Origin of the sequence: Sorangium sp. So ce836, assembly GCF_028553905.1 — a bacterium.
Lineage (GTDB): Bacteria > Myxococcota_A > Polyangia > Polyangiales > Polyangiaceae > Sorangium > Sorangium cellulosum_D.
In genome coordinates, this window is the sequence record NZ_CP102233.1 from 9088800 (window position 1) to 9112681 (window position 23882).

The 23882-nt window shown below is 73.6% G+C and carries 17 protein-coding genes; 6 read left to right on the forward strand and 11 right to left on the reverse strand.

What is annotated here, in order from left to right; translation table 11 throughout:
* Window positions 1–156: 156 nt before the first annotated feature.
* Window positions 157–2331 (reverse strand): ABC transporter ATP-binding protein, encoded by a 2175-nt coding sequence (locus NQZ70_RS32885; protein WP_129577764.1) that lies wholly within the window; start codon window positions 2329–2331, stop codon window positions 157–159.
* A gap of 69 nt (window positions 2332–2400) precedes the next feature.
* Here NQZ70_RS32885 and NQZ70_RS32890 point away from each other — a divergent pair, with 69 nt between their 5' ends.
* From NQZ70_RS32890 to NQZ70_RS32910, 6 genes are all read left to right on the forward strand, one after another.
* Window positions 2401–3075, forward strand: a complete 675-nt coding sequence (locus tag NQZ70_RS32890; RefSeq protein WP_129577765.1) for an energy transducer TonB — start codon at window positions 2401–2403, stop codon at window positions 3073–3075.
* Between the two features lie 94 nt (window positions 3076–3169).
* Entirely contained in the window at window positions 3170–3571 is a 402-nt protein-coding gene (locus tag NQZ70_RS53530; RefSeq protein WP_207217550.1) for an SDR family NAD(P)-dependent oxidoreductase, read from the forward strand.
* Complete coding sequence (locus NQZ70_RS32895) at window positions 3454–3831, forward strand: hypothetical protein (protein WP_207218053.1); 378 nt, start codon at window positions 3454–3456, stop codon at window positions 3829–3831. The genes NQZ70_RS53530 and NQZ70_RS32895 overlap by 118 nt, the downstream gene beginning before the upstream one ends.
* A gap of 456 nt (window positions 3832–4287) precedes the next feature.
* Entirely contained in the window at window positions 4288–4413 is a 126-nt protein-coding gene (locus tag NQZ70_RS32900) for a hypothetical protein (RefSeq protein WP_257792733.1), read from the forward strand.
* Window positions 4414–5053: 640 nt separating this feature from the next.
* Window positions 5054–5752 carry a DUF4336 domain-containing protein gene (locus tag NQZ70_RS32905; protein WP_129577766.1) on the forward strand — a complete coding sequence of 233 codons (699 nt, stop codon included), beginning with the start codon at window positions 5054–5056 and terminating at the stop codon, window positions 5750–5752.
* Window positions 5753–6073: 321 nt separating this feature from the next.
* Window positions 6074–7327: an SGNH/GDSL hydrolase family protein gene (locus NQZ70_RS32910; protein ID WP_129577767.1), complete on the forward strand. Its 1254-nt coding sequence runs from the start codon at window positions 6074–6076 to the stop codon at window positions 7325–7327.
* On the opposite strand, the gene NQZ70_RS32915 is transcribed toward NQZ70_RS32910, so the two are convergent.
* The 10 genes from NQZ70_RS32915 to NQZ70_RS32960 all read right to left on the reverse strand — a co-directional run bounded on the left by NQZ70_RS32915 (window position 7305) and on the right by NQZ70_RS32960 (window position 23805).
* Window positions 7305–8816, reverse strand: a complete 1512-nt coding sequence (locus NQZ70_RS32915; protein WP_129577768.1) for a pyruvate kinase — start codon at window positions 8814–8816, stop codon at window positions 7305–7307. The two genes, NQZ70_RS32910 and NQZ70_RS32915, sit on opposite strands and share 23 nt — an antisense overlap.
* A 221-nt stretch (window positions 8817–9037) precedes the next feature.
* The gene (locus NQZ70_RS32920) at window positions 9038–11512 is read right to left on the reverse strand and encodes a SpoIIE family protein phosphatase (protein WP_129577769.1); all 2475 of its coding nucleotides are present in this window, start codon (window positions 11510–11512) and stop codon (window positions 9038–9040) included.
* Between the two features lie 17 nt (window positions 11513–11529).
* The gene (locus NQZ70_RS32925; protein ID WP_129577770.1) at window positions 11530–11907 is read right to left on the reverse strand and encodes a hypothetical protein; all 378 of its coding nucleotides are present in this window, start codon (window positions 11905–11907) and stop codon (window positions 11530–11532) included.
* Window positions 11908–12130: 223 nt separating this feature from the next.
* Entirely contained in the window at window positions 12131–14608 is a 2478-nt protein-coding gene (locus tag NQZ70_RS32930; RefSeq protein WP_129577771.1) for a SpoIIE family protein phosphatase, read from the reverse strand.
* A 16-nt stretch (window positions 14609–14624) separates the two neighbouring features.
* The gene (locus NQZ70_RS32935; protein WP_129577772.1) at window positions 14625–15002 is read right to left on the reverse strand and encodes a hypothetical protein; all 378 of its coding nucleotides are present in this window, start codon (window positions 15000–15002) and stop codon (window positions 14625–14627) included.
* Window positions 14983–15501: a hypothetical protein gene (locus tag NQZ70_RS32940; RefSeq protein ID WP_408022444.1), complete on the reverse strand. Its 519-nt coding sequence runs from the start codon at window positions 15499–15501 to the stop codon at window positions 14983–14985. The genes NQZ70_RS32935 and NQZ70_RS32940 overlap by 20 nt, the downstream gene beginning before the upstream one ends.
* Before the next feature lie 72 nt (window positions 15502–15573).
* Complete coding sequence (locus NQZ70_RS32945) at window positions 15574–18078, reverse strand: SpoIIE family protein phosphatase (RefSeq protein WP_129577774.1); 2505 nt, start codon at window positions 18076–18078, stop codon at window positions 15574–15576.
* Between the two features lie 16 nt (window positions 18079–18094).
* Window positions 18095–18472, reverse strand: a complete 378-nt coding sequence (locus NQZ70_RS32950) for a hypothetical protein (protein ID WP_129577775.1) — start codon at window positions 18470–18472, stop codon at window positions 18095–18097.
* Complete coding sequence (locus NQZ70_RS32955) at window positions 18469–18978, reverse strand: hypothetical protein (protein ID WP_129577776.1); 510 nt, start codon at window positions 18976–18978, stop codon at window positions 18469–18471. The genes NQZ70_RS32950 and NQZ70_RS32955 overlap by 4 nt, the downstream gene beginning before the upstream one ends.
* A gap of 159 nt (window positions 18979–19137) precedes the next feature.
* Window positions 19138–23805 carry a protein kinase domain-containing protein gene (locus tag NQZ70_RS32960; RefSeq protein ID WP_129577777.1) on the reverse strand — a complete coding sequence of 1556 codons (4668 nt, stop codon included), beginning with the start codon at window positions 23803–23805 and terminating at the stop codon, window positions 19138–19140.
* Window positions 23806–23882 lie beyond the last annotated feature (77 nt).

A 23882-nucleotide genomic window follows, 5' to 3' on the forward strand; every position in this document is an offset into this window, starting at 1 on the left:
GGAAGGATCCTGGACGGCGCCCTGGGCCCGACCTGATCCGTAGCGAAGACCGAAGGGAAACGACATCGATCGGCGCTGGCGACGCGCGCGGGACGGGCCGCGGGGGCGCTCCCAGGAGCGGAGCGCGCCCCGTCCCCGCGGCGTCGCCGGGCGTCGTCATCGCGCGGCGTCCGGCGAGCGTGTCGGGCTCGCCGCGGACCGCTGCAGCGCCTCCGCCAGGAGCGATCGGTACAGCGGCGAGCTCTCGCGGAGCGACTCGTGCGTGCCCACCGCCGCGACCCTGCCGCCGTCCATCAACACGTTGAACGTCGACCGGAGGAGGTGCGGCGCGTGGGTCACCACGATCGCCGTGCGCCCGCCGGCGACCTCGCACGCGGTGCGCAGGAGCGCCTCGGCGGTCGCGCCCGGCAGGCCCGCCTCGGGCTCGTCCAGGACGAAGACGCGCGGATCGCGCAGCAGCACCCGCGCGAGCAGCAGCCGCCGCGCCTCGCCGCCCGACAGGCTCGGCGGTGAGGCGCGCACCTCGGTCGCGAGCCCGCGCGCCGCGCCCGGAGCGGCGCCCGCGAGCTCGTCGAGCTCCACCTGGCGGAGCGCCTCCCGCATGCGGTCGTCGGACGGCGGCGGCTCGAGGCCGAGCGCGAGGTTGTCCCGGATGCTCCGCTCGAACAGCCGCGCCGACTGGCCCACCACGCCGAAGAGCCGCGGGAGCTCGCCGGGCGGGATGCGCCGGAGGTCCACGCCGCCCACGGCGATCGCGCCGGACGACGGCTCGTCGAGCCGCAGCAGGAGGCGCAGGAGCATCGACTTGCCGCTGCCGGATCGGCCGCAGATGCCGACCACCGCGCCGGCCGGGATCGAGAGCGACACGTCGTCGAGGACCGGGCGGGTCGCGCCGCTCGGCGTGAACGTGACGCGCTCGAGCTCGATCGCCAGCGGGCGCCTCGCCTCGCCGTCCAGAGCGGCCGCGACGCCGCCGCCCGGCCCCTGAGCCACCGCGGCGAAATCGGTCCCGGCGGCGGGGCCGTCCTCCGCGGGCGGCGGATACGCCGGCAGGCGCAGCAGGGCGAGGGTCGCCTGCAGCAGCGGGGCGCGCTCGAGGAAGCCGGCGCGGAGCGCGTCGAGCGCCTCGAGGCGCGCCATCAGGAGCGGCACCACGAGCAGGAGCTCGCCGACCTCGCCCGCGCCGGCGTCCCCGCGGGAGGCGGCGATCGCGGCGACGATGACCAGCGGCGAGAGCGCCGCGAACACCCCCTTGATCTGGCCGGAGACCGCGAGCGCCTGGCCGAAGCGGCGGCGGGCGTCCGCGACCCGGTAGGCCGCCCCGGCGAGCTCGCCCTCCGCCTGGGCGCGGGCGCCGAGCAGGCGCAGGTCCTCCGCGCTCGCGAGCGCCTCGCCGAGGGCGCTGAAGACGGCCGTGTCGGCGTGCTGCATCTCCCGCATGGCGCGCGCCACGCGGCCCGAGGCCCGGTCCGCGGCGAGGCGCGAGATCGCGAAGAGCGCGGCGCCGCCCGCGAGGACGAGCGCCATGCCGCTCGAGACGAGCGACGCGGCGAGCACCGCGAGCGTCGCGAGGGCCTGGGGCAGGCCGGCGGCGAAGGCGACGCCGAAGTCGGCGACGAGGCCGGCGTCGCGCGCGATCGCGAGGCGCACGACCTCGGCGCCCCGCGCGGGCGGCGCGGGCCGCGGGCCGGGGCCGGCCGGCGGCCTGGGCGCCACGGGTCCCGCGGGCCCCGCGGCGTGCGCGTCGAGGAGCGCGCGCCCCGCGGCGTCGACGTCCCGGGGCGAGGCGGACAGCGCCGCGCGGAAGAGCGCGACGCGCAGGGCGGCGGTGAGGTCGCCGGCGAGCTCGGAGCTCTTCCGGCCCGACAGCACCGCCGCGGAGGCGGAGGCGAGCGTGGCGCCCAGCGCGGCGAGCACCACGGCCGCCGGCGGCGCGCCGTCGAGCAGGCGGGCGAGCGCGCCGGCGAGGCCGCTCGAGGGCGCCGCGCCGCCGGGCGATGCCGCGCGACCGGCCACGGCGCCGAGGGCGGCGCCGGCCATGGCCGGCAGGAGGCCGGACAGGGCGCCCGAGAGCGAGGAGAGCGCCACGACGAGGGCCAGGCGCCCCCCGGGCGCGCGGCGCAGGGCTCCGGAGAGGGCGCCGCGGCGCTCTGCCGGCCCCCGCGCCGCAGCCGGCTCCTGCGCCCCCGCCGGCTCCTGCGCCCCCGCCGGCTCCTGCGCCCCTGCCGGCCCCCGCGCCTGCGCCCCGGCCAGCCCCTCCGACATGTGCGACCCGCGCCCCTCGCGCAGCGAGCGAAGACCGATCCGCAGGATCGCGAGGAGCGCGCGCATCGACGTGCGAGGTCACGCTACACCGCCGACGCCGTTGCGCGCGACGCCCATCCGATCGACCCTCTCGGGGTGCGCACCGCGCTCGTGGTCCTGCTCCCGCTGCTCGCGTCCTGCGGGCGCCCCGAGCCCGCGCCGCCGGCGGAGGCCGACGCCGGGGCGCACACCCCCTGGACGCGCAGCGCCGCGGCGTCCCTGAGCGAGCGCGGCGCCCAACCCCGGTCGGGCGGGCCGCCGGTGGCGAGCTCCGCCGAGCCGGGCGCGCTCGAGGAGATCCTCGCCGCCGCGCGGCAGGCCGCGCCCGGGCCGGGAGACGGCGCGAGCCTCGCGAAGATCGGCACGAGCACCGGCCTGCCGGCGCCCTCCGCGCCCCCGCCGGCCCCGGCGCCCTCCCCTGCCCCCGCCCCGCGGTCGCGCGTCGAGATCGGCGCGCCCATGGTGCAGGCCGACATGTCGAGCCCCGCGATCGAGAAGGCGGCGCGGGCGCAGCTCTACTGGGATCTCGTGCAGCGCTGCCGCGGCCCGGACGGCAAGATCCTGCCGCCCGACGCCGTCCGGGTGGAGTTCAACGTCGACGCCGAGGGCTACATCGTGGTGCCGACGATCATCGGGAGCGCCTCCGACCCCCGCTACGACGAGGCGGCCACGTGCATGCGGCGGGAGCTGTCCGGCGCCGCGTTCCGCGCGCCGGCGGGCGCGCGCGGGCTGCCGACCCGGGTCGACGCGACCGTGCCGTCGGTCGACTGACGCGTCGGCGCCGGCTACCGGGCCGTCTTCGTGGACTGGCTCGTCTCTCGGCGCCCCGCCGCGAAGGAGGCGGCGAACGGCCCGGGGGGCGCCCATGAGCGCTTGCTCGGCGTCTGCCGTCTGCTGGTGCTCGAGCCCTGGGCCGAGATGGTCGGGGCGCCGATGGGGAGCTGGTGCTCGGGCCCTGGGCCGAGCGTGGCGACGCCTGGTCGAGGTCAACCTCTTCGGCCACATCGCCGTTACCCAAGCGCTCCTGCCGGCCCTGATCCGCAGCAAGGGTCGTGTGGTCAACATCAGCTCCGTGGCGGTAAGATCGCTATGCCCACCTAGGGTCCTTACGCAGGCACGAAGTTCGCGCTCAAGGCGGGCAGCGACTCCTTGCGACGCGAAATCGCCCCGTTCGGGGTCCAGGTGGTCGTGGTCGAGCCGGGCGCCGTGCGCACGGAAATGCCCGGCCGGCCGGTCGCCACCGCCCGTGAGCTGGCGTCGACCATGACGCCCGAGCAAAGCCAGCGCTACGGCGGGCTGGTGCAAGCCATCACCGCGCAGACCGCGTATCACGCCAAGTCGGGCGTGCCCGCGGACGCCGCGGCCAAGGTGATCGCCAGGGCGGTGACGGCGCGCAAGCCGCGCACGCGCTACACCATCGGCCGCGAGGCGGCGCTGCTCCCGTTGATGCGCATCCTGCCTGACCGGATGCTCGACCGCCTCTTTGCCGCCGCCCTGCGTCCCCACTTTCCCAGGGAGAGCCCATGAGCAACGACGGCTCCGCTGCCGCTCGCCGCTCGGCGAGGGCACCGGACGCTTGGACGGATCCACCGTGGCAGAAGGCGGTTTCGCGAAGCGCTCCGCCGCTGGCGCGTGATGAGGTGCCCCGGCGGCGAGAGGCGGGGTCGCGCGGGCTGAGCTCCGTGGAGCGCGGGGTCGGGAGCTCATCAGCCTTGCCGAGGAGCACGGCGCTACCGCCGAAGGATCCCGAGCCGGCCGGGCGAGCAGCGCCGCTTGCCGCCCGTTAGCCGCCCGCCCGGGCCGCGGCACAGGACGCTTACGCGGACGCGCTCTCGTCCGTTTGTGTCAGGCTAGGCTAGAGCCAGCCGCGCGCCGTTACGGTCTGCCCGCACAGTCTGGTACGCTCGCAGCATGCGCCCCGCCCGCCGCCCCCGCTCCGCCGCCGCGATCCTCCGCTCCGTCCCCCCAAAAGACCGCCTCATCATGCTCCGGCTCGGCTTCGACCTGAACGACCCGGAGTTCGCCGCCCTCTTCGTCGAGGGAGTACGAGCCGCCGACGACGCGATCGCGGAACAGGAGCGGTGGGAACGAGAGCTAAGTCTTCGTTGAGCGCCGCCCGTACCCGTGCCGTTCTGCGGCCGGGACCTTGATGCTCGGCGCCGTCGAGACCTGCCGGAGCCGCGAGCGCATCGACGGCCGGCTCGGCGCCGGGCTCGCGTCCTGACCAGGTTCGTCACGGCAGACGTCGGCAGCACCCGGACGCGTCGTGCATCCGGGCCCGGGTTCGATTTCCGGCGCCTCCACCACGAAGACACGGCGAGAGCCGTGTCTTTATTTGTGCGTGTGATCTGCGTGTAACCTGACAAATTTTGACGCCGCTGGATTTGGGGCGGAAACGGTGTATGCTGGACCACCGGAAGCCGGCGCAGCGGGTGACGCGAGGGTACGGGGCTCCACGGAACTCCACGAGCGGCACAAAGCCGGCGGGGCAGACCCCGGGTCCGAACCGTGTCGGTGATCATCGCGTCCCGGGTCGGGTCGGTGAAGATCGCGGCCACGTGATCGCCGGATTTCACCGTTCACCGCCGGCTCCTACGCTGATCTGGACCGCACTCGCCTCGTAGGCTTCTGCGGTGATCGGAGGCGGCGGTGATCGCCAAAGTCTACACCATTGACGGGTCGTCGACTGGACCCTACCGTCAGTGCCCTGAGAGCCGTGGCAGCACGCACGGCCACCGCGGGGCTCTGAATGGATGCAAGCGAGCTGTCAGTCGTCGTCCCGAACGCGATCTGGGTGAGCGAGCGGCCGGTGTGGTTTAGCGGGGTTCGTCTGCGCGCGCGGAGTACGGTGCTGCGACTCGAAGGCGGCGGGCTCCTCGTGCACAGCCCGCCCGAGCCAACGGAGGAGTTCTGCGCGGCGCTCCGCGCGCTGGGCGAGCTTCGCTGGATCGTCGTGCCGAACTGCTTCCATCACCTCGGCGCGCGCGCCACCGCCGCGCGCTTCGCATCGGCGAAGGTGGTCGGCCCGCCCTCGGCCACAGCGCGCAACCCGCAGATCCAGCTCCACATGGGGCTGCGGGACGACGCGTTCCTCGGCGCGGTGAAGGAGCTCGACGCGATCCCGCTCGATGGCTGTCCCTTTCTGGACGAGACGGTGTTCTTCCATCGTCCCACGGGCTCGCTCATCGGCGCCGACGTCGTGATCAGCGCGTGCGCGCGGGACCATTGGAGTTGGCGCTGGGCCGCGCGGCTCACGGGTTGCTATGACAAAATCCGAACGCCGCCGGACGTGTGGGCGAAGACGAAGCCCAACGACGCTGCGGCGCGATCGATCGATCGCATGGCCGCGCTGCCGTTGAAGCGTCTCCTCGTGGCCCACACGGATGCCATCGAAGACCGTCCGTCCGAGAAGCTCCTCGACGCCTGGCGATTCGTGCGCGCGGGGTGACGGCCCCTGGTCCGAGCTGCTCGCGTAGAGCGCCTCGCGGCAGGCAGGATCCCAGGGACCTACGTACGCCTACAGCGAAACGGTCCCAAGAGCCGCTGGCCGGGAGCGTGGCGACCGGGCCAGGCCCCGGCCGTGCGCCGCGCGGGGGGCGAAAAAATGTCTCGCGATGTCGATCCCGCCGGCGCTCGTTCGTCGCCCCAGTGAAGCCAGGATCGTCAACCCGGTCGATAACCCCGGGAGCCCGGCTTCGCGTAGCGCATGGCGCGGGCAAGAGCCGCAACCCGATGCTAATGACGTGCTCGTGAGTGGAGGAGATGCGTGATGATCGGTTTGAGATTGACCCGTCGGGCGACCCTGGGAGCGTTCGTGTTGGCCGGCGCCACCGCCGGCTGCGGCGGGGAGGACGAGGCGCCCGTCGCGAGCTGGACAGCCGCGTGGGGGACGACGATGCAGGGGGCGGATTCGCCGTTTCCCGACACGATGCCGCGTAGCTTCAGCGACGAGACCTTGCGCCAGAGGCTCGTCGTCACCGCCTCCGGCGATCGGGTCCGGCTGCGGCTGTCGAACCTCTTCGGGACCCAGCCGCTGGAGCTCGCCGAGGTCCGCGTGGCGAAAGAGGCCTCGCCCTTCGTCTCGGCGCCGGGCACCGACCGGCGGGTCCAGTTCTCCGGCCAGCCGAGCGCGTCGATCCCCCCGGCCAGCGAGGCGGTGAGCGACGGCGTGGATCTCGCGGTGAGCCCGGGCGACCGCCTCCTCGTGAGCATCTACAGCGCGGCGCCGTCGGAGCCCGCGACGTGGCACCCGTTCTCCTTCACGACGCACGCTGTCGCCACGGGAAACCAGGCGGCGAGCGAGACCTTGACGTCACCGACCAACATCACGTCCACGTACTGGCTCGCGGGCGTCGACGTCGAGTCCACCGAGCCCCAGAAGGTCGTCGTCGCGTTCGGCGACTCGATCACCGACGGCTCGACATCGACGATCGACGCCGACAAGCGCTACTCGGATCGGCTCTTCGCGCGGCTCCAGGCGGATCCGGAGACGCGGATGGTCGCGGTCGTCAACCAAGGCCTCGGCGGGAACAGGCTGCTCCGGGACAACATCGGTCCGAGCGCCGTGTCGCGCTTCGAGCGCGACGTGCTGGGGACGCCGGGCGTGACGCACGCCATCGTCTTGATCGGGATCAACGACATCGGGTTGCCGGGGCTTTTGGGTGAAGCCGAGAAGGTGACCGCCGCCCAGTTGATCGACGGGCTCAAGTCGCTCGCCGACAAGGCGAGAGCGAGGGGGGTCAAGGCGTTCGTCGGCACGCTCCTCCCGTTCGAGGAAGCGTTCCCGCCCTACTACACGCCCGAGGGGGAGGTCCTACGCCAGGAGGTCAACGCGTGGATCCGTGGCAACACCTCCTACGACGGCGTCATCGATTTCGAGGCCGCCGTGCGTGACCCGGAGCAGCCCGCGAAGATCCTCGCCTCGTTCGACAGCGGCGATCACCTGCACCCCAATGACGCCGGCCACGAGGCGATGGCGAACGCCGTGCCCCTCTCGATCTTCAATCGAGCCGCGACACGCTGAGCGGCCGCATCAGCGCCCGCTTCTTGTCCTGGTGCTCGTGCATCCGCTTCAGCACGTCGACCACGAACGCCACCGTCGCCACGATGTTCTCCCCCTGATTCAGCATCACGCACTCCGCCCGCGAGCTCATCGCCGCGTCCGTCACCTCCCCGCGCGTCGGCACCCCGGTCTTGTTCAGGCTCTCGAGCACCTGCGTCGCCCAGATCGCCGGGACCAGCGCGGCCTCGCAGAGCCACAAAAGCTCCTCCTGGACCTCCGCCAGCCGCACGAACCCCATCTCGACGGCCATGTCGCCGCGCGCGAGCATCACCCCCACGTGCTCGCTGCGCATCGCCGCGAGCAGCAGCCGCGGGAGCTGCCGGAACGCAGGGGTCGTCTCGATCTTGAGCACGATCCCGAGGTGCGCCGCCCCCCGCGCGGCGAGCTCCTCCTGCAGCCGCTCCACATCGGAAGGAGACCTGACGAACGAGAGCCCCACCATGTCCGCTCGGCGCGCGATGAAATCGAGATCCTCGAGATCCTTCGGCGTGAGCGGCGCAATCCCGAGCTCGCTGTCCGGAAAGTTCAACCCCTTTCCCGGCTTCAGCTTCACCCCGCCCTGCCGCGCGAGATCCACCTCCACCAGCGCAGCCCCCTCGGTCACCAGCGTGACCGTGCCGCCCAGCCGCCCGTCGTCGTAGAACATCCGGTGCCCGGGCCGGAGATCGTCGATGACCTCCGGGATCGTGCAGCTCACGGCGAGCGCCTCCTCGACGTCGGCGTCGCCCGCCGCGGCGCGCGCCCTCTTCACGTCCTTCACGTCCTTGCACAGCCAGAACCTCGGCCGCTCGCCCGACTCCGGGAGCCTCACGCGCGCCGCTCCCCCGCCGATCTTGCTCACCCGCGGGTTGGGCCCGGCGATGTCGCAGAGCACCTTGCAGGCGACTCCGACCTCCTGCCCCGCCTTCCGCAGCCGCTCGATGAGCTCTGCCCACGCGTCCGCGTCCCCCTTCGAGCAGTTGATCCGCGCGATGTCCATGCCGCCCTCGAGCAGCCTCTTCAGCTCGCCCTTCCGCGCGTCCTCGGGCAGCGTGACCATCACCCGCGTCTGGCGCCCCTGCCTCCCCTCGCCGAGCAGCGCCCGCGCGTGCTCCTCGAGCAGCGCGGCCCCCGACTCGAACGAGGTGGGGCACTCGCCGGGCACCCGCGGCTCGGGGCGCCGCGCGAGCGCGTCGAGCGCGCCGAGCACCGCGTCCAGGGAGGCCAGCGCGCAGCTCTCCAGCCGGCCCAGGGAGCTCAGCCCCAGCGCGGCGAGCCGCCGCTGGAGCCCGCGGATGTCCTGCTGCCGGACGGCGAGGTAGTGGAGCAGGTTCGTCGCCCCTGCCCGGTGCTTCGGGTGCACCGCCTCGAGCAGGGGCCGGTAGCGCTGCTCGTGCTCGACGGCGCTCGCGCGCAGCGCCTCCACGGCGGCGAGGGCCTGCTCAACTACCTGCGGGTCGGGATAAGCCATGTCGCGATCTCTCGGCCAGAGTGCGCGGATCCTCGCGTCCGCTGCAGCGCGCCGCACCGCGCGGCGCTCCGCGCGAGTCCAGCACCGCGCCCTCGGCCAGTCCAGCGCCGCCACCCCGCACGGCGCCGGCGACCGCGGGACGTCGCCGGCCCTCCACGACGCCGTCACAGAGGACCCTCGCCACACGACAGCGCCGCGGCGGCGGCACCCCTCCGGGACGGCTACGCGGGCGCCCGGTACCGCGCCACGACCACCGTGATGTCGTCGTCGGGGCTCGGACACCAGCCCTCGACCTCCCGCAGGATCCGGTCGCGGATCGCCTCGACGGGCGCGGCCTGGGCGGCCTCGATGGCGGCGCAGAGCCGCTCCACCCCGAACTGCTCGCGGTGCGCGTTGCGGGCCTCCGTCACGCCGTCGCTGTAGAGCACGAGGACGTCCCCGTCCTCCAGGAAGAACTCGGCGTCCCGCGTCGCCGCGTCGATGGCGGAAAGCACGCCGACCCAGACGCCCGAGCTCGGAATGCACACGCACCGCCGCGTCCGCGCGGAGCACACGATGATGTCGTCGTGCGCCCCCGCGAACGTCACCCGCCCGCTCCGCTCGTACCGGAGGAGCAAGAGCGTCGCGTGCTCGTCCCGCTTCAGCCGGTCGCGGACGTTCTTGAACACCGCCTTGTTGAGCGCCGCGAGCAGCTCGCTCGGGCTCGCGCCAGGCTCCCGGCTCGTCAGCGCCGAGACCATGCTCTGGATCATCAGCATCACGAGCCCCGCCGCGAGCCCGTGCCCCGCGACGTCGCCGATCCCGAGCCACCCGCCCCCGGGCGTCGCGATGACATCGTAGTAATCGCCCCCCACCTCGGCGGCCGGCGTCATGACCGCGGCGAGCTCGAGCCCCTCGACCTCGAGCCGCTCCGGCACCAGCGTGGTCTGGAGCCGCGCCGCGAGCGCGGTCTCCTGCCGCTCGCTCTCCTTCTCCAGCCGCTCGCGCAGCTCCACCTGGCGGACCATCTCCCGGTGCAGCGACACCGTCTTCACCGCAGAGCCGACCTGGAGCCGCATCGCGTCGTACACCATCTCGTTCACGCCGCTGTTGAGCGCGATGATCCCGAAATAGTCGGCGTCGCCGAAGATGATCGGCATCACGACGGTGCTCCTGCGCTCGCCCGAGCTCAGGAACCCGGGCGGCGCGAGGGCGTGCACCGGGAAGCTCCCCTCGGGCGGCTCCACCTCGCGGCCGTCCTGCATCAGAAAGAGCGTCTTCAGGGTGTCGCGCTGGGCGTCGTCGTAGAGCGAGACGGCGACGCGCGTGAAGAGCAGCCTCGGCATCTCCGAGGCCAGCATCCGCCGGAAGAGGGGGAGGCTCAGCGACGTCGAGAACCACCGCGCGCTCCAGTTCAGGCCGATCGAGGCGACCTCGACGTCGAGGCGATGGCGCCCCTCGGCGCGCACCGACGCGCTCCCGATGAGGATGCGGGCCGCGTGCCAGAGCTGCTCCAGGGTCTCGTTCGCGGCGGCCCCGACCGGGTCCACGGCGGTCCGGCGGAGCCGCGCGCGCAGCAGGGTGATCACGCCCTGGAACAGATCGAGGAACACCCCCTCGCGCGCCGCCGTGTCGAGGAGCCGCTCCAGCACGTGCAAGAAGCGCCCTTCGGCCCCCTCGAGCTCCTCCTCCAGCGCCGACAGGAGCGCGCCGGACCAGCCGTGGAGCGAGGCCGCCGAGACGCCCACGGCGCGCTCCAGCGCGCGCTCCAGCTCGTCCCGGCGGCCGCCGAGCGAGAGCGCCCCGAGGCGCGGCGGCGGGTCCGTGAGCGGTCGCATGAAGATGACGGCCTGGTACGAGCAGCCGCACGACTCGCGCCGCGTGAGCTCGATCTCCTGCATGGTCCGCTCGGGGACGCGCTCGCCGTCGAGCATGCGCAGGACCGTCTCGAGCGCGAGCTCCCCGAGCCGCTTGATCGGCTGGCGCACCGTGGTGAGCGACGGCTTCGCGTAGCGCGCCACGCCGACATCGTCGAAGCCGCACACGAGGACGTCCCTCGGGACGGCGCGGCCCTCCGCCATCAGGACCTCGATCGCGCCGAGGGCCATGTTGTCGTTCGCGGCGACCACCGCGTCGAGCTCGACCCCGCGGGCCAGGATCTCGGCCATCGCGGCCCGGCCGGTCTCGATCGTGAACGCGCCGCTCGCGACGAGGCGCTCGTCGCAGGGCAGCTCGCGCGCGGCGAGCGCCCTCCGGAACGCGTCGGCGCGGAGCCGCGCCTCTCCGTTGCTGTCCGGACCGCCGATGTAGGCGACGCGCCGGCAGCCGTGGTCGTCAAGCAGGTGGCCGGCCGCCAGCTCGATCCCGAGGGCGTTGTCGACGAGGATGCTGGGCACGCCCGGAATCGGGATCCCGATGCTGCACACGGGCAGCGGCTCGTAATACTCGCAGAAGCGCTGCACCCCCTCGACGCCGACGTAATTGCCGAGCGTCGGCGAGGCGATCACGATGCCGTCGACCGCCTCGGGGCCGACGAGGTGGTAGATGGTCCTCTGCGCGATCTCGGAGGGGCTGTGGCCGGTCAGCACCTCGCCGACCGCGATCACGAGATTGACGTCGTGCGCCTCGGCCGCGCGCTCGATCGCGACCCGCATCGCGGATTGGTACTCGCCGCGCACATAATCCATCACGAGGGCGATCGTCCGGCGCTTCTTCATGTCCTCTGGCCCCCGGCTCAGGCGTCCACGATCGAGACCAGCTCCGGAGACATGCGCTCGATCGCCGCCAGGCACCGCCGCTGCCATCCGAGCCGCGCGTCCGTGACGAACACCACCTTGCTCTTCGCGCCCTGGCCCGCGAGGGCGCAGATGAAGCTGATGAACGCCTTCAGGCAGCTCGAGTTCAGGAAATAAAGGGGCCTCACGTCGAACTCGACGGCGGGGATGGAGAGGCGCACGACCTCCGCCTGGAGCTCCTTGAGGCAGATGCCGAGCGGCGGCGCCGCCGCCATGTCACCTGTCCCGCTGAGCTTGATGCCGAGGGTGTCGCCCCTCAGGCTCGGCTCGATCCCGAAGCTGTCCGTGACGACAGGCTCAACCCGTAAGCTGCTCATCGACCCTCCGTCTCCCGACCGGCGCGCGCGATGGTCGGCCGCGACACCGCGCTGGCCATCCGTTCACTCCGAAAGAACGTGACGCACGAGAACGGGGGGCGGCCCTGGCTCGGTCCGGGAGCTGACACGACCCGGCCAGCGTACGTGGTTCTCGCCCTGGAGCCAATCCCCATGGGTCCGCCGTACGACCATGTAACCCAACCCGCGACCGCGAGCGCCGGGGCTACTGGGGCGCGCGGTACCTCGCCACGACGATCGTGATGTCGTCGTCCGGGCTCGGGCACCAGCCCTCGACCTCGTTCAAGATCCGATCGCGGATGGCCGAGACGGGCGCGGACTGGGCCGACTCGACGGCGGTGCAGAGCCGCTCGAGGCCGAACTGCTCATGGTGGGCGTCGCGCGCCTCCGTCACGCCGTCGCTGTACAGCACGAGGACGTCGCCGTCCTCCAGGGAGAACTCGGCGTCTTTGGTCAGCGCGTCGATGGCGGGCAGCGCGCCGATCCAGACGCCCGAGCTCTGGATGCAGACGCAGCGACGGGTGCGCGCGCGGCACACGATGATGTCGTCGTGCGCCCCCGCGAACGTCACCCGACCGCTCCGCTCGTACCGGAGGAGCAGGAGCGTCGCGTGCTCGTCCCGCAGCAGCCGGCCGCGGACGTTCTCGTACACCGCCGCGTTGATCGCCGAGATCAGCCGGGCCGGGCTCGCCCCCGGGTCCCGGCGCGTCAGGGCCGAGACCATGCTCTGGATCATCAGCATCACGAGCCCCGCCGCGAGCCCGTGCCCCGCGACGTCGCCGATCCCGAGCCACCCGCCCTCGGCGGTCGCGAGCACGTCGTAGTAGTCGCCGCCGACCGCGGCCGCCGGCTTCATGACGGCGCAGAGCTCGAGCCCCTCGACCGAGAGCCGATCCGGGACCAGCGTGGTCTGGATCCGCGCCGCGACGACGCTCTCCTGGCGGATCTTCTCCTGCTCCAGCCGCTCGCGCAGCTCCACCTGCCGGATCATCTCCCGGTGCAGCGCCGCGGCCTTGACCGCGGAGCCGATCTGGAGGCGCAGCGCGTCATAGACCAGCTCGTGCGCGCCGCTGTTGAGCACCGCGACACCGAACTTCTCGAGATCGCCGAAGGCGACCGGGAGCGCGATCACGGTCTTGCGCTCTCCCCCGCTCAGGAACCCGTCGGGCGCGAGGAGCCAGGCCGGGAAGCCCGCGGGCGGCGGCTCCACCTCGCGACCGCCCTCCATGAGGAAGAGCGTCTTCATGGTGGTCTCCTGCGCGTCCGGCGCGCTGTCATAGAGCGACACGGCGACGCGCGAGAACCCGAGGGCGGGCAGCTCCGACGCCATGACGCGCTTCAGGATCGGCAGGCTCAGGCAGGTCGAGAAGCTCCGCGCGCTCCAGCTGAGGTACATCGACGCGAGCTCCACGTTGAGGCGCCGCTCCCCTTCGACGCGCACCGACGCGCTCCCGATGACGATGCGCGAGGCGTGCCAGAGCCGCTCGAGGGTGTCGTGGAGGGCGCCGCCGTCCTCGGCCGGCCGGTGGAGCCGCTCGCGGAGCACCGCGATCGCGCCCTGGAAGTGATCGAGGATCGCCCCCGCCCGCCCCGCCGCGTCGAGGAGCGCCTCGAGCGCATACAGGAAGCGGCCCTCCTCGCCCGCGAGCTCGTCCTCCAGCGCCGACAGGAGATCGCCGGGCCAGCCGTCGAGCGAGCCGGTCGGGATCGACACGCTCCGCCGGAGCGCGCGCTCCAGCGACTCCCGCTGTCCGGCGATCAGCGACGCCCCGCCGCGCGTCGAGCTGCCCGGCGGCGGGAGCGACGCGCTCGCCTGGACCCCGCAGCCGCAGGACTCGCGGCACGTCAGCTCGACCTCCAGGAGCCCCACGTCCTGGACCTCCTCGCCGTCGAGCATGCGCACCAGGCTGTCGACCGCGAGGGCCCCGAGCCGCTTCATGGGCTGGCGGACGGTGGTCAGCGACGGCTTGGAGAAGCGGGCGATGACCGCGTCGTCGAAGCCGGACAGGAGGATGTCCTGCGGGACGCGGATCCCGAGCTCCTTGAGCAGCTCCATGGCCCCGAGGGCCATCTTGTCGTTGGCGGCGACCACGGCGTCCGGGTCGCCCCCGCGCGAGAGCAGCTCGCGCATGGCGGTCCTGCCGCTGTCGATCGTGAACGCGCCGAGCGCGAAGAGGCGCTCGTCGAGCGGCACGCCGCGCGCCGCGAGCGCGCTCCAGTACGCGTCGGCGCGCGCCTTCGCCTCCTCGTTGTTGGCGGGCCCGCCGATGTAGGCGACGCGCCGGCGCCCGTGGGCGTCGACCATGTGCGCGACCGCGAGCTCGATCCCGAAGGCGTTGTCGACGATGAGGCTCGGGATACCCTCTATCGCCATACCGATGCTGAAGACCGGCAGCGGCGCGTAAGCGCGGCAGAACTCGCGCATCCCCTCGATGCCGATGTGATGGCACAGGGTGGCCGAAGCGATGATGACGCCGTCGACCGTCTGCGAGCCGATGAGGTGATAGATGCTGTTCTGGGCGGCGGCCGTCTCCCCGGGCAGCGCGAGCGTCTCGCCGAAGGCGACCAGGAGATCGACGTCGTGCGCCTCGGCGGCGCGCTCGACCCCGAAGCGCACCTCGGACTGGTAGTCTCCGCCCACGTAGTCCATCAGGAGGGCGATCGTCCGGCGCTTCTTGCTCATGGCCCGCGGCTCTCGGTCAGGCATCGGCGATGGAGACGAGCTCCGGAGACATGCGCTCGAGCGCCGTCAGGCTCCGCCGCTGCCACCCGAGCCGCGCGTCCGTGAGGAACTCTACCTTGCACTTGAGCCCCTGGCCCGCGAGACCGGAGATGAAGCTGATGAGCGCCTTGAGGCAGCTCGAGTTCAGGAAATAAAGGGCCCTCACGTCGAACGCGACGGCGCCCACGCGCAGGCGCAGCGCCTCGGACTGGAGCTCCTTGAGGAAGAAGCCGAGCGGCGCGACCGCCGCCATGTCGCCCGTGCCGGTGAGCTTGACGCTGAGGGTGTCCTCCCTCAGGACCGGCTCCGCCCCGAAGCTGTCCGTGACGACGGGCTCAACCCTTAAGTTGCTCATCCCCCCTCCACCTCCCGACCGGCGCGTGCGCGATGATCGTCAGCTCGTTTCCCTCGATCTTGTAGTCCACGTCGAGCCCGCCCTCGGCGCGCACCCGCGCGAGGCCGAGCCCCGACACCCCTTCTACCATCGCCGTCTCACAGATGAGGTCGTCATAATGCTTCACCGGATCAGTCGCTGTCTTCAGCTCGAAGAGCCGCCGCTCCACCTCGCGCAGCCGCTCCGGAGAGGCCTCGTTGCGCGCGCAGATCTTCATGACGCACGCGCTCTCGCTCTCCTCCAGCGCGAGCTCTAGGCTGACCCGCGGGCCGGAGGAGTACTTGATGACGTTCTCCGCGAGCTCGTGCGCGGCCATGTAGAACCGCGAGCTCACGTTCGGGTCGTCGAGCACCATGCTGCAGAAGCTGGACACCAGGCGAAGCACGCTGCCCGCCATGCGCTCGGTCGGATAGAACGTGATGCACAGGAACAGTGACCCGCTGCTGCTCGGTTCGGACACTGGCACGATTGACGCAGCCTACGTGGTTCTCGGGCCGGATCCAATCCCTTCCGCCCTCGCGCGGGGTAGCGCTCATGTAGGAAAGCCGGCGGACTGGAGCGACAGCGCCCGGGGCGCGCTGTACCTCGCCACGACGACCGTGATGTCGTCATCGGGGCTCGGGCACCAGCCCTCGACCTCCCTCAGGATCCGGTCGCGGATCACGTCGGACGGGGCGTGCTGGGAAGACTCGATGGTAGAGCACAGCCGCTCGAGGCCGAACTGCTCCCGGTGGCAGTTGCGCGCCTCCGTCACGCCGTCGCTGTAAAGCACGAGGATGTCGCCGTCCTCGAGGGAGAACTCGGCGTCTCGCGTCATCGCGTCGATGGCGGGCAGCGCGCCGATCCAGACGCCCGAGCTCTGGATGCACACGCAGCGGCGGGTGCGCGCGCGGTAGACGATGATGTCGTCGTGCGCCCCCGCGAACGTCACCCGACCGCTCCGCTCGTACCGGAGGAGCAGGAGCGTCGCGTGCTCGTCCCGCTTCAGCCGGCTGCGGACGTTCTCGTACACCGCCGCGTTGACCGCGGAGAGGATGTCGCTCGGGCTGGCGTTCGGGTCGGTGCGCGTCAGGGCCGAGATCATGCTCTGGATCATCAGCATCACGAGCCCCGCCGCGAGCCCGTGCCCCGCGACGTCGCCGATCCCGAGCCACCCGCCCTCGGGCGTCGCGATGACATCGTAGTAGTCGCCCCCGACCGTGGCCGCCGGCTTCATGACCGCGGCGAGCTCGAGCCCCTCGATCGCGAGCTGCGCCGGCACCAGCGTGGTCTGGATCCGCGCCGCGACGGCGCTCTCTTGGCGGACCTTCTCCTGCTCCAGCCGCTCGCGCAGCTCCACCTGCCGGACGACCTCCCAGTGCAGCGCAGCGGCCTTGACCGCGGAGCCGATCTGGAGCCGCAGCGCGTCATAGACCAGCTCGTTCGCGCCGCTGTTGAGCACCGCGACGCCGAACTTCTCCGTGTCGCCGAACGCGACCGACAGCGCGATCACGCTCCTTCGCTCCCCGTCCCCCAGAAACCCGTCGGGCGCGAGGCGGCGGGCCGGGAAGCTCGCGGGAGGCGGCTCGACCTCGAGGCCATCCTTCATCAAGAAGAGCGGCACCATGGTGGCGCGGTGCGGGTCGTCGTAGAGCGACACCGCGACCCGCGAGAACTGCATCCGCGGCAGCTCCGACGCCATCATGCGCCGCAGGACGGGCAGGCTTAGGCAGGTGGAGAAGCTCCGCGAGCTCCAGCTGAGGTAGAGCGACGCGAGCTCCACGCTCAGCCGCTGCTGCCCCTCGGAGCGCACGGACGCGCCCGCGACGAGCACGCGCGCGGCGTGCCAGATCTGCTCGAGGGTCTCCTCCTGCGCCGCGTCGGGCCGGTAGTCGGGCCGGCGGCTGAACCGCTCGCGGAGCAGCGTGACGACGCCCTGGAAGTGCTCCAGGTTCGCGCCCTCGCGCCCCGCCGCGTCGAGGAGCGCCTCGAGGGCGCGCAGGAACCGGCCCTCCTGGCCCGCGATCTCGTCGTCCAGCGCCGACAGGAGCTCACCGGCCCAGCCGTGGAGCGAGCCCGCCGGGATCGCGACGCTCTTCTCGAGGGCGCGCGAGAGCTCGTCGCGCTCGCCGGCGGGCGGGGGCGCCGCGCCGGACGCCCTGCTCAGGGGCGCGCCCGCCGCGTCCACCGGGTTGCCGCAGCCGCAGGACTCGCGCAGCGTGAGCTCGACCGGGAAGAGATCGCAGCCCGGGACCGGCTCGCCGTCGATCATGCGCATCAGCGTGTCGACGGCGCGCGCCCCGAGCCGCTTGATCGGCTGGCGGATCGTGGACATCGACGGCTTCGTGAAGCGCGCGATGACCGCGTCGTCGAAGCCGCACACGAGGACGTCCTCCGGGACGCCGAGGCCGCGCGCCCGGAGGGCGTCGATCGCGCCGAGGGCCATGGCGTCGTTGGCGACGATGACGGCGTCGAGCTCCACCCCGCGATCCAGGATCTCGCGCATGGCGGCGCGCCCGGAGTCGATCGAGAACATGCCGCACGCGAACAGGCGCTCGTCGGCGGGCAGCGATCGAGCGGCGAGCGCCCGCCAGTAGGCGCCGGAGCGCACGTCCGCCTCCTCGTTGCTCGCCGGCCCGGCGATGTACGCGACGCGCCGGAGCCCGTGGCGCTCGACCATGTGGCCGACCGCCATCTCGATCCCGAGGGCGTTGTCGACGACGAGGCTCGGGACGCCGTCGATCGCCACGCCGATGCTGCAGACGGGCAGCGGCGCGTAGGACCGGCAGAACCGCTGCATCCCGTCGACGCCGACGTGATGGCACAGCGTGGTCGAGGCGACGATGACGCCGTCGACCGTCTCCGGTCCGATGAGGTGATAGATGCTGTTCTGGGACGCGCCGGACGACCCGGGCAGGGCGAGCGTCTCGCCGAAGGCGATCACGAGGTTGACGTCGTGCGCCTCGGCGGCGCGCTCGACCCCGAAGCGCACCTCGGACTGGTACTCGCCTCGTACGTAATCCATCAAGAGGGCGATCGTCCGGCGCTTCTTGCTCATGCCTCTGGCTCTCGGATCAGGTATCGGCGATGGAGACCAGCTCCGGGGACATGCGCTCGAGCGCCGTCAAGCTCCGCCGTTGCCACCCGAGCTTCGCGTCCGTGAGGAACTGTATCTTGCACTTGAGCCCCTGGCCCGCGAGCCCGCAGATGAAGCTGATGAACGCCTTGAGACAGCTCGAGTTCAGGAAGTAGAGGGCCCGCACGTCGAACTCGACGGCGCTCACGGACAGGCGTATCACCTCCGCCTGGAGGGTCCTGAAATAGGAGCCGAGCGGCGCGGCGGCCGCCATGTCGCCCGTGCCGGTGAGCTTGACGCTGAGGGTGTCCTCCCTCAGGCTCGGCTCGATCCCGAAGCTGTCCGTAACGACCGACTCGACCTTCAAGCTGCTCAATCTGCCCTCCATCTCTCGACCGGCGCGTGCGCGATGATCGTCAGCTCGTTGCCCTCGATCTTGTAGTCCACGTCGAGCCCGCCCTCGGCGCGCACCCGCGCGAGGCCGAGCCCAGACACCCCCTCGAGCATCGCCGTCTCGCTGATGAGCTCGTCATAGTGCTTCACCGGGTCGCTCGCGGTCTTCAGCGCGAAGAGCCGCCTCTCCACCTCGCGCAGCCGCTCCGGAGAGGCCTCGTTGCGCGCGCGGATCTTCAGGATATAAGAGCTCTCGGCCTCCTCCATCACGAGCTCCAGGCTGACCCGGGGGCCGGTCGAATACTTGGTGATATTCTCGGCGAGCTCGTGCGCGGCCATGTAAAACCGCGAGCTCACGTTCGCGTCGTCCAGCACCATGCCGCAGAAACTGGACACCAGCCGCAGCACCGCGGTGGCCATGCGCTCGCTCGGGAAGAAGGTGATGCAGAGGAAAAGCGAAGCATCCTGGCTCGGTTCGGACGCGGGCACGATGGGCGCAGCGTACGGCGATCGCGGACGGGAGCCAATCCCTTCTGCTCCCTCGCGGCCCCGGAGGTGAGCGCGCGCCCTACAATGCTGGCGCCTTGGCGGTCCCAAAGACCCCTTCTCCAGCCGTGACATCCGTGCCATCCGTGACGCGGGTCACGGTCATTCGTGGCGCGCCACGAGCCGCTTGCCCTCGGCCCTGAGGTTCGACACCGCCTCGCCCACGCGCTGGGCCAGCGGCAGCCCCCGGGGCACCACGACGCCGACCGGCCCGCCCACGCGGCCGAACGACCAGGAGAGCACCGAGCCGTCGGCGTCCCACGCCGCGAGCCGCTCGCGGCCGTCCGACGGCATGGCGCCGACGATCTCGCGCCGCTCGAGGTCGAGCACCGCGATCCGATCCGCCGACGCGAGCAGCATCGTCCTGCCGTCCGGCGCCACGGAGAGGTCCTCCCACTCCGCGCCGCTCACGCCCTCGAGCACCCGCTCCGCGAGGCCGGCGCGGCGGACCAGGACGACGCCGGTCGCGTCCGCGAACGCGACGTCGCCCGGCAGCGGGCCGTCGGCGATCGCGGTCGCCCGCGGCGTCGCGTACCCGAGCACCCGCACCTCCCCCCGCGCCTCGTCGATGCGCGCCACCGCGCCCGAGCTGAACGCGAGCCACAGCCCCGGGCCGACGCCGCCGCGCGCGGGGCTCGGGCGCGCCTCGTAGACGTAGCCGTCGGTCACCGCGATCGTGCGCGACGACAGGTCGCGGAGCGACGTCGCGACGAGGTTGCCGTCGAGCTCCTGCGTGAACAGCGTCCGGCAGGCGGCGTCGACGCCGAGCACGAGCGCGGGCGCCCTCGGCACCGCCTCGACGGTCGCCCCGGTCGCCGCGTCGAACAGCGTCCACACCCCCTCGTCCTTGCGGTACGCGAGCAGGCGGCCGTCGTCGCAGGCGCGCAGCAGGTGGCCCCGCTGCGCGCCCGCGCGGCGCCGCGACCCCTCGTCGTAGAGGCGCACCTCGCCGCCGATCTGGAAGGCCACCGCGCTCCCGCGCCGCAGCACCGCGGCGGCCGAGGCGCCCGGCTCGCGGACCTCCGCGCCGCCCGCCGGGTCGAGCCCCTCGAACCGGAGGAAGCGCTCCGCGGCGGGCGGGCCCGGGCTGAACAGGATGAGGTCGCGCGTGAGCACGCGGCGGTCCGGCAGCCGCCACCCGCCGACGAGCCCGTGCGGGCCGACGCCGCGATCGGCGATGTCGGCCGCCTCGCCGCGCGCGCGCAGCGGCCGCGGCGCGCGCTGGCCCGGGGGCGCCTCGCACGGCGAGCCCTCGGGCGGCGGGTCGCCCGGGGCGCGGCCGCCCTTCCGGAGGTAGTGCCAGACGCTGCCGCCGCCGCCGCAGACGCCCAGATCGAGCCCGCCCGCGTCCCAGCGCGCCGACGCGGGCGCCGGGTCGGTGTCGAGCTCGAGCAGCGGCGCCTCGGGGCGGTCGAAGGCGTAGATCGACGTCCTGCTCTGCTGCACGAGCGCGATCGCGGGATCGCGCGGGCTGAAGCGCCCGAGCACGGCGGGCGCGCCCAGGGTGATCTCGGCGCCCGCGCCGCCCTCCGGCCCCCAGAGCAGCGCCCGGCGCCCGAGCACCGCCGCCACGCGGGCGCCGTCGGGCGAGACGCCGAGCACGTTGCCGCGGAACGGGTGGCGGTCGACCGCGCCGGCGCCGCCGCCGCGCCGCAAGTCCCAGCGCGCGATCCCGCCGTCGGTCGAGCAGGCGAGCACGGGCGCCGCCTCGGCCGCGTGCACGGCGCTGCTGCACCGCACCGGCGCGATGGCGGCGAGCGCGACCGTGCCGTCCTCCCGCAGCCGGAAGACGCGGACCTCGCCCGTGACCGAGCGCGTCGCCACCGCCGTGTCGAACGCGAACGGCACGCGCTCGACGTGCGGCGCGTCGTGCGGCCTGAGCGCGATCACGCGCGGCGTTTTGATGCGCGGGACGCTCTCCGGGTCGACGTCGAGCGCGACGTCGTCGATGACGTCCGGGTCGGGCGGGCGCAGGTCGGCGACGAGCAGGGCGCCGCCGGGGCCGCCGGCGACGACCCAGCGATCGTCCCACGGCAGCGCCGGCCCCACCACGGTGTCGACCGTCAGGAAGTGCGCGCGCGGCAGGTCCATGGCCGCGGTCGCGAGGTCGAGCGGCAGCGCCGCGTCGTCCGCGCGCCGGGAGAGCGCCGCGGCGATCCACGCGGCGCGGTGGTACGGGTCCTCGGTGCGGCGCGCCTTGCCGATGAGCTCGGCGAGGTCGGCGCGCTCCTCGGCCGCGCGGCGCGCCGCCTCGGCGCTCGCCTGGCGCGCCGAGGCCCACCGCTCCGCCGCGAACGCCGACGCGGCGGCGAGCCCGAGCGCCGCGGCCGCGCCGAGCTTCTTGGCGCGCTGGCGGCGGGCGCGCCGGAGGCTCTCGCGCACGAGGGCCTGCTCGCGCCGCGGCAGCCGCGAGGCGAAGGCGGCGCCCGCGCTCACCTGGTCGAGCAGGTCGCGCCGCAGCAGGAAATCGGGGTTCTCGCCGGAGCGATCCCACACGTCGGCGGCCTCGCGGAGGCGCTCGAGCAGGATGAGCCGGTCCATGTGCAGCGCGCGGGTGGACGCGAGCTGCGGCCAACCCGCGACGAGCGCCTCGTGGGCGAGCTCGACCCGAAGGTCGCGGCGGACGAGCAGGCGCGCGCGCTCGAGGGCGCCGAGGACCCGGTCCATGTCGGCGGGTGGGGCGCCCACGGCCTCGACGAGCTCCGCCTCGACCCAGCGGACGCGCGAGCCGTCCACGGCGCCGAGGCGGAGCAGCGCCTCGTCGGCGATCGCGCGGTCCTCCGGGGTGAGGGCCAGGGCGGCGGCGTCGGCGTGCCGCGCGAGGGCGCCGCGCACGCCGCCGAGCGCTCGCCACGCCTCGCCGGTGAGGGCGCCGCGCTGGTCGCGCGCGGTCGCCCACCAGTCCGCGAGGGCGAGCGCCACGAACGACAGGGCGGCGCCGCCGCTCCGGAGCTCGCGCTGCACCTCGGCCTCGACCTGGGCGAGGCCGCGCACCTCGGCGCCGGCGAGCCTGGCGGGGCCGGCGACGAGGTCCTTCACGGCGGCGGCGGCGGGCAGCCCCACATAGCGCAGCGCCGCGCGGAGGCCCTCGCCGGCCGGCGTGGCGAGGAGGGCGGCGGCGCGCTCGTCGGCCTCGTCGAGCACGCCGATGAGCCGGAGCCCGCGCCGGGCCTCGCCGGTCGCGAGCGCGCCCACGAGGGCGGCGAGCCGCCCCTCGCCGAGGGCCGCGATCGGGTCGACGACGAGCGCGACCCCGACGGCGGACGCCATGCAGAACCGGGTGAGCGCGGCGAGGTCGGCGGTCTCGAGCTCGGGCGAGACGGCGGCGAGCGTGCGGGCGAGCGCGCCGTCCGGGTCGCCTTCGGGGCTGACGCGCGCCTCGATCCAGTCGTCCTTGTGGTCGGCGTGGCGGCGGGCGAGGCGGGGCACGAGGCCGGCGGAGGCGAGCGACGACTTGCCGGAGCCGCGGGGCCCCTGGAGGACGAGGCACGGCTCGAACTCGAGCTCGCGCCCGAGGCGCGCGAGGTCGTCGTCGCGCCCGAACAGGAGCCCCTCGTCGGTGGCCGAGAGGGGGGCGAGCCCCTTGTACGGCCGGTCCGGCACGCCGTGGGGGCGCTCCCAGACCTCGTCGAGCAGCTGCTTCAGCCGCCCCGGCGCGACGCGCCGGTGCGCGGGGTCGACCGAGAGCAGGCGCCGGAGGAGCGCGAGCAGGCCGCGCGGCAGGCGCGCCGGGTCGGCCGCGAGGTCGCGCATGGCGCCGCGCAGGGTCGCGGCGCGGAGCTCGGTCCACCAGGCGGAGACGCTCGCCGCGTCGGAGCCGTCGGCCGGCTCGTCGGGCACGTCGTGCGGGAGGCGCCCGGTCGTGAGCTGTGCGATGCAGACGGCGAGCGCGTAGGCGTCGGTGGCGGCGGAGGGCTCGGCCATCTCGAGCACCTCGGGGGCCATGAAGCCGGGCGTGCCGATGACGTTGCGCGCGGCGGCGGGGCTGTCCGCGCCGACGAAGGCGCGGCGGGTGGAGGCGTAGACGTCGCGCTCGGCGAGGAAGGCGGCGGTGCCGAGGTCGCCGTCGCTGCCGTCGCTGCCGCCGCTGCCGCCGCTGCCGCCGCCGGCGCCGTCGCTGCCGGCGACGCGGCCGCTGCCGCCGCCGACGCTGACGGCCGGGGGCGCGCCGGGGGCGCGCGACAGGGGGCCGCCGGGCGAGGGGCCTGCGCGCCGCGAGATGCCGAAGTCGAGGACCTTGAGGGCGCCGTCCTGGGTGAGGAACAGGTTGGCGGGCTTGAGGTCGAGGTGGACGACGCCGCGCGCGTGGATGACGTCGAGCGCGCCGGCGACGTCGCGGGCCCAGGCGACGACGCGGCGCCAGGGGATGCGGCGGCGGTAGCGGATCAGGTCGGCGAGGTTCCTGCCCTCGAGGAGCTCCATCGAGACGAACGGGGTCCTCGGGGCGCCGTGGAGGATACCGGCGGCGTAGATCGTGACGAGCGAGGGGTGCCGGAACGAGGCGAGGAGCTTGGCCTCGTCGGCCCAGTCCGCGGCGTCGGCGAAGTCCGAGACGAGGAGCTTGAGGGCGACCTCGCGGAACGGGGCGCCGTCGGGCAGGAGCTCCTCGGCGCGCCACACGTCGCCGAAGCCGCCGCGGCCGAGCCGGACGCGGAGCCGGTAGCGGCGGTCGAGCACGTCGCCGGGGACGTGCGCGAGCCCGCCCGGGGGCAGCGGCACGACGCCCGGATCGCGGGAGGAGCTGCCCTCGTCGACGAGCGTGCGGTCCATCGCGGGACGACGGTATCAAAAGCGGCGGGAGAGGTGGACGGTCCCGCGCCGTGCGCCCCGGCGCTCCCGCGGCGGCT

Excerpts from the sequence above, each read along its gene's own strand:
- NQZ70_RS32935 (WP_129577772.1), bottom strand. The coding sequence starts at position 15,002 with ATGAGCAACTTAAGGGTTGAGCCCGTCGTCACGGACAGCTTCGGGGCG.
- NQZ70_RS32915 (WP_129577768.1), bottom strand. The coding sequence starts at position 8,816 with ATGGCTTATCCCGACCCGCAGGTAGTTGAGCAGGCCCTCGCCGCCGTG.
- NQZ70_RS53530 (WP_207217550.1), top strand. The coding sequence starts at position 3,170 with ATGAGCGCTTGCTCGGCGTCTGCCGTCTGCTGGTGCTCGAGCCCTGGG.
- NQZ70_RS32960 (WP_129577777.1), bottom strand. The coding sequence starts at position 23,805 with ATGGACCGCACGCTCGTCGACGAGGGCAGCTCCTCCCGCGATCCGGGC.
- NQZ70_RS32930 (WP_129577771.1), bottom strand. The coding sequence starts at position 14,608 with ATGAGCAAGAAGCGCCGGACGATCGCCCTCCTGATGGACTACGTGGGC.
- NQZ70_RS32885 (WP_129577764.1), bottom strand. The coding sequence starts at position 2,331 with ATGCGCGCGCTCCTCGCGATCCTGCGGATCGGTCTTCGCTCGCTGCGC.
- NQZ70_RS32905 (WP_129577766.1), top strand. The coding sequence starts at position 5,054 with ATGGATGCAAGCGAGCTGTCAGTCGTCGTCCCGAACGCGATCTGGGTG.
- NQZ70_RS32900 (WP_257792733.1), top strand. The coding sequence starts at position 4,288 with ATGCTCCGGCTCGGCTTCGACCTGAACGACCCGGAGTTCGCCGCCCTC.
- NQZ70_RS32910 (WP_129577767.1), top strand. The coding sequence starts at position 6,074 with ATGATCGGTTTGAGATTGACCCGTCGGGCGACCCTGGGAGCGTTCGTG.
- NQZ70_RS32925 (WP_129577770.1), bottom strand. The coding sequence starts at position 11,907 with ATGAGCAGCTTACGGGTTGAGCCTGTCGTCACGGACAGCTTCGGGATC.
- NQZ70_RS32945 (WP_129577774.1), bottom strand. The coding sequence starts at position 18,078 with ATGAGCAAGAAGCGCCGGACGATCGCCCTCTTGATGGATTACGTACGA.
- NQZ70_RS32920 (WP_129577769.1), bottom strand. The coding sequence starts at position 11,512 with ATGAAGAAGCGCCGGACGATCGCCCTCGTGATGGATTATGTGCGCGGC.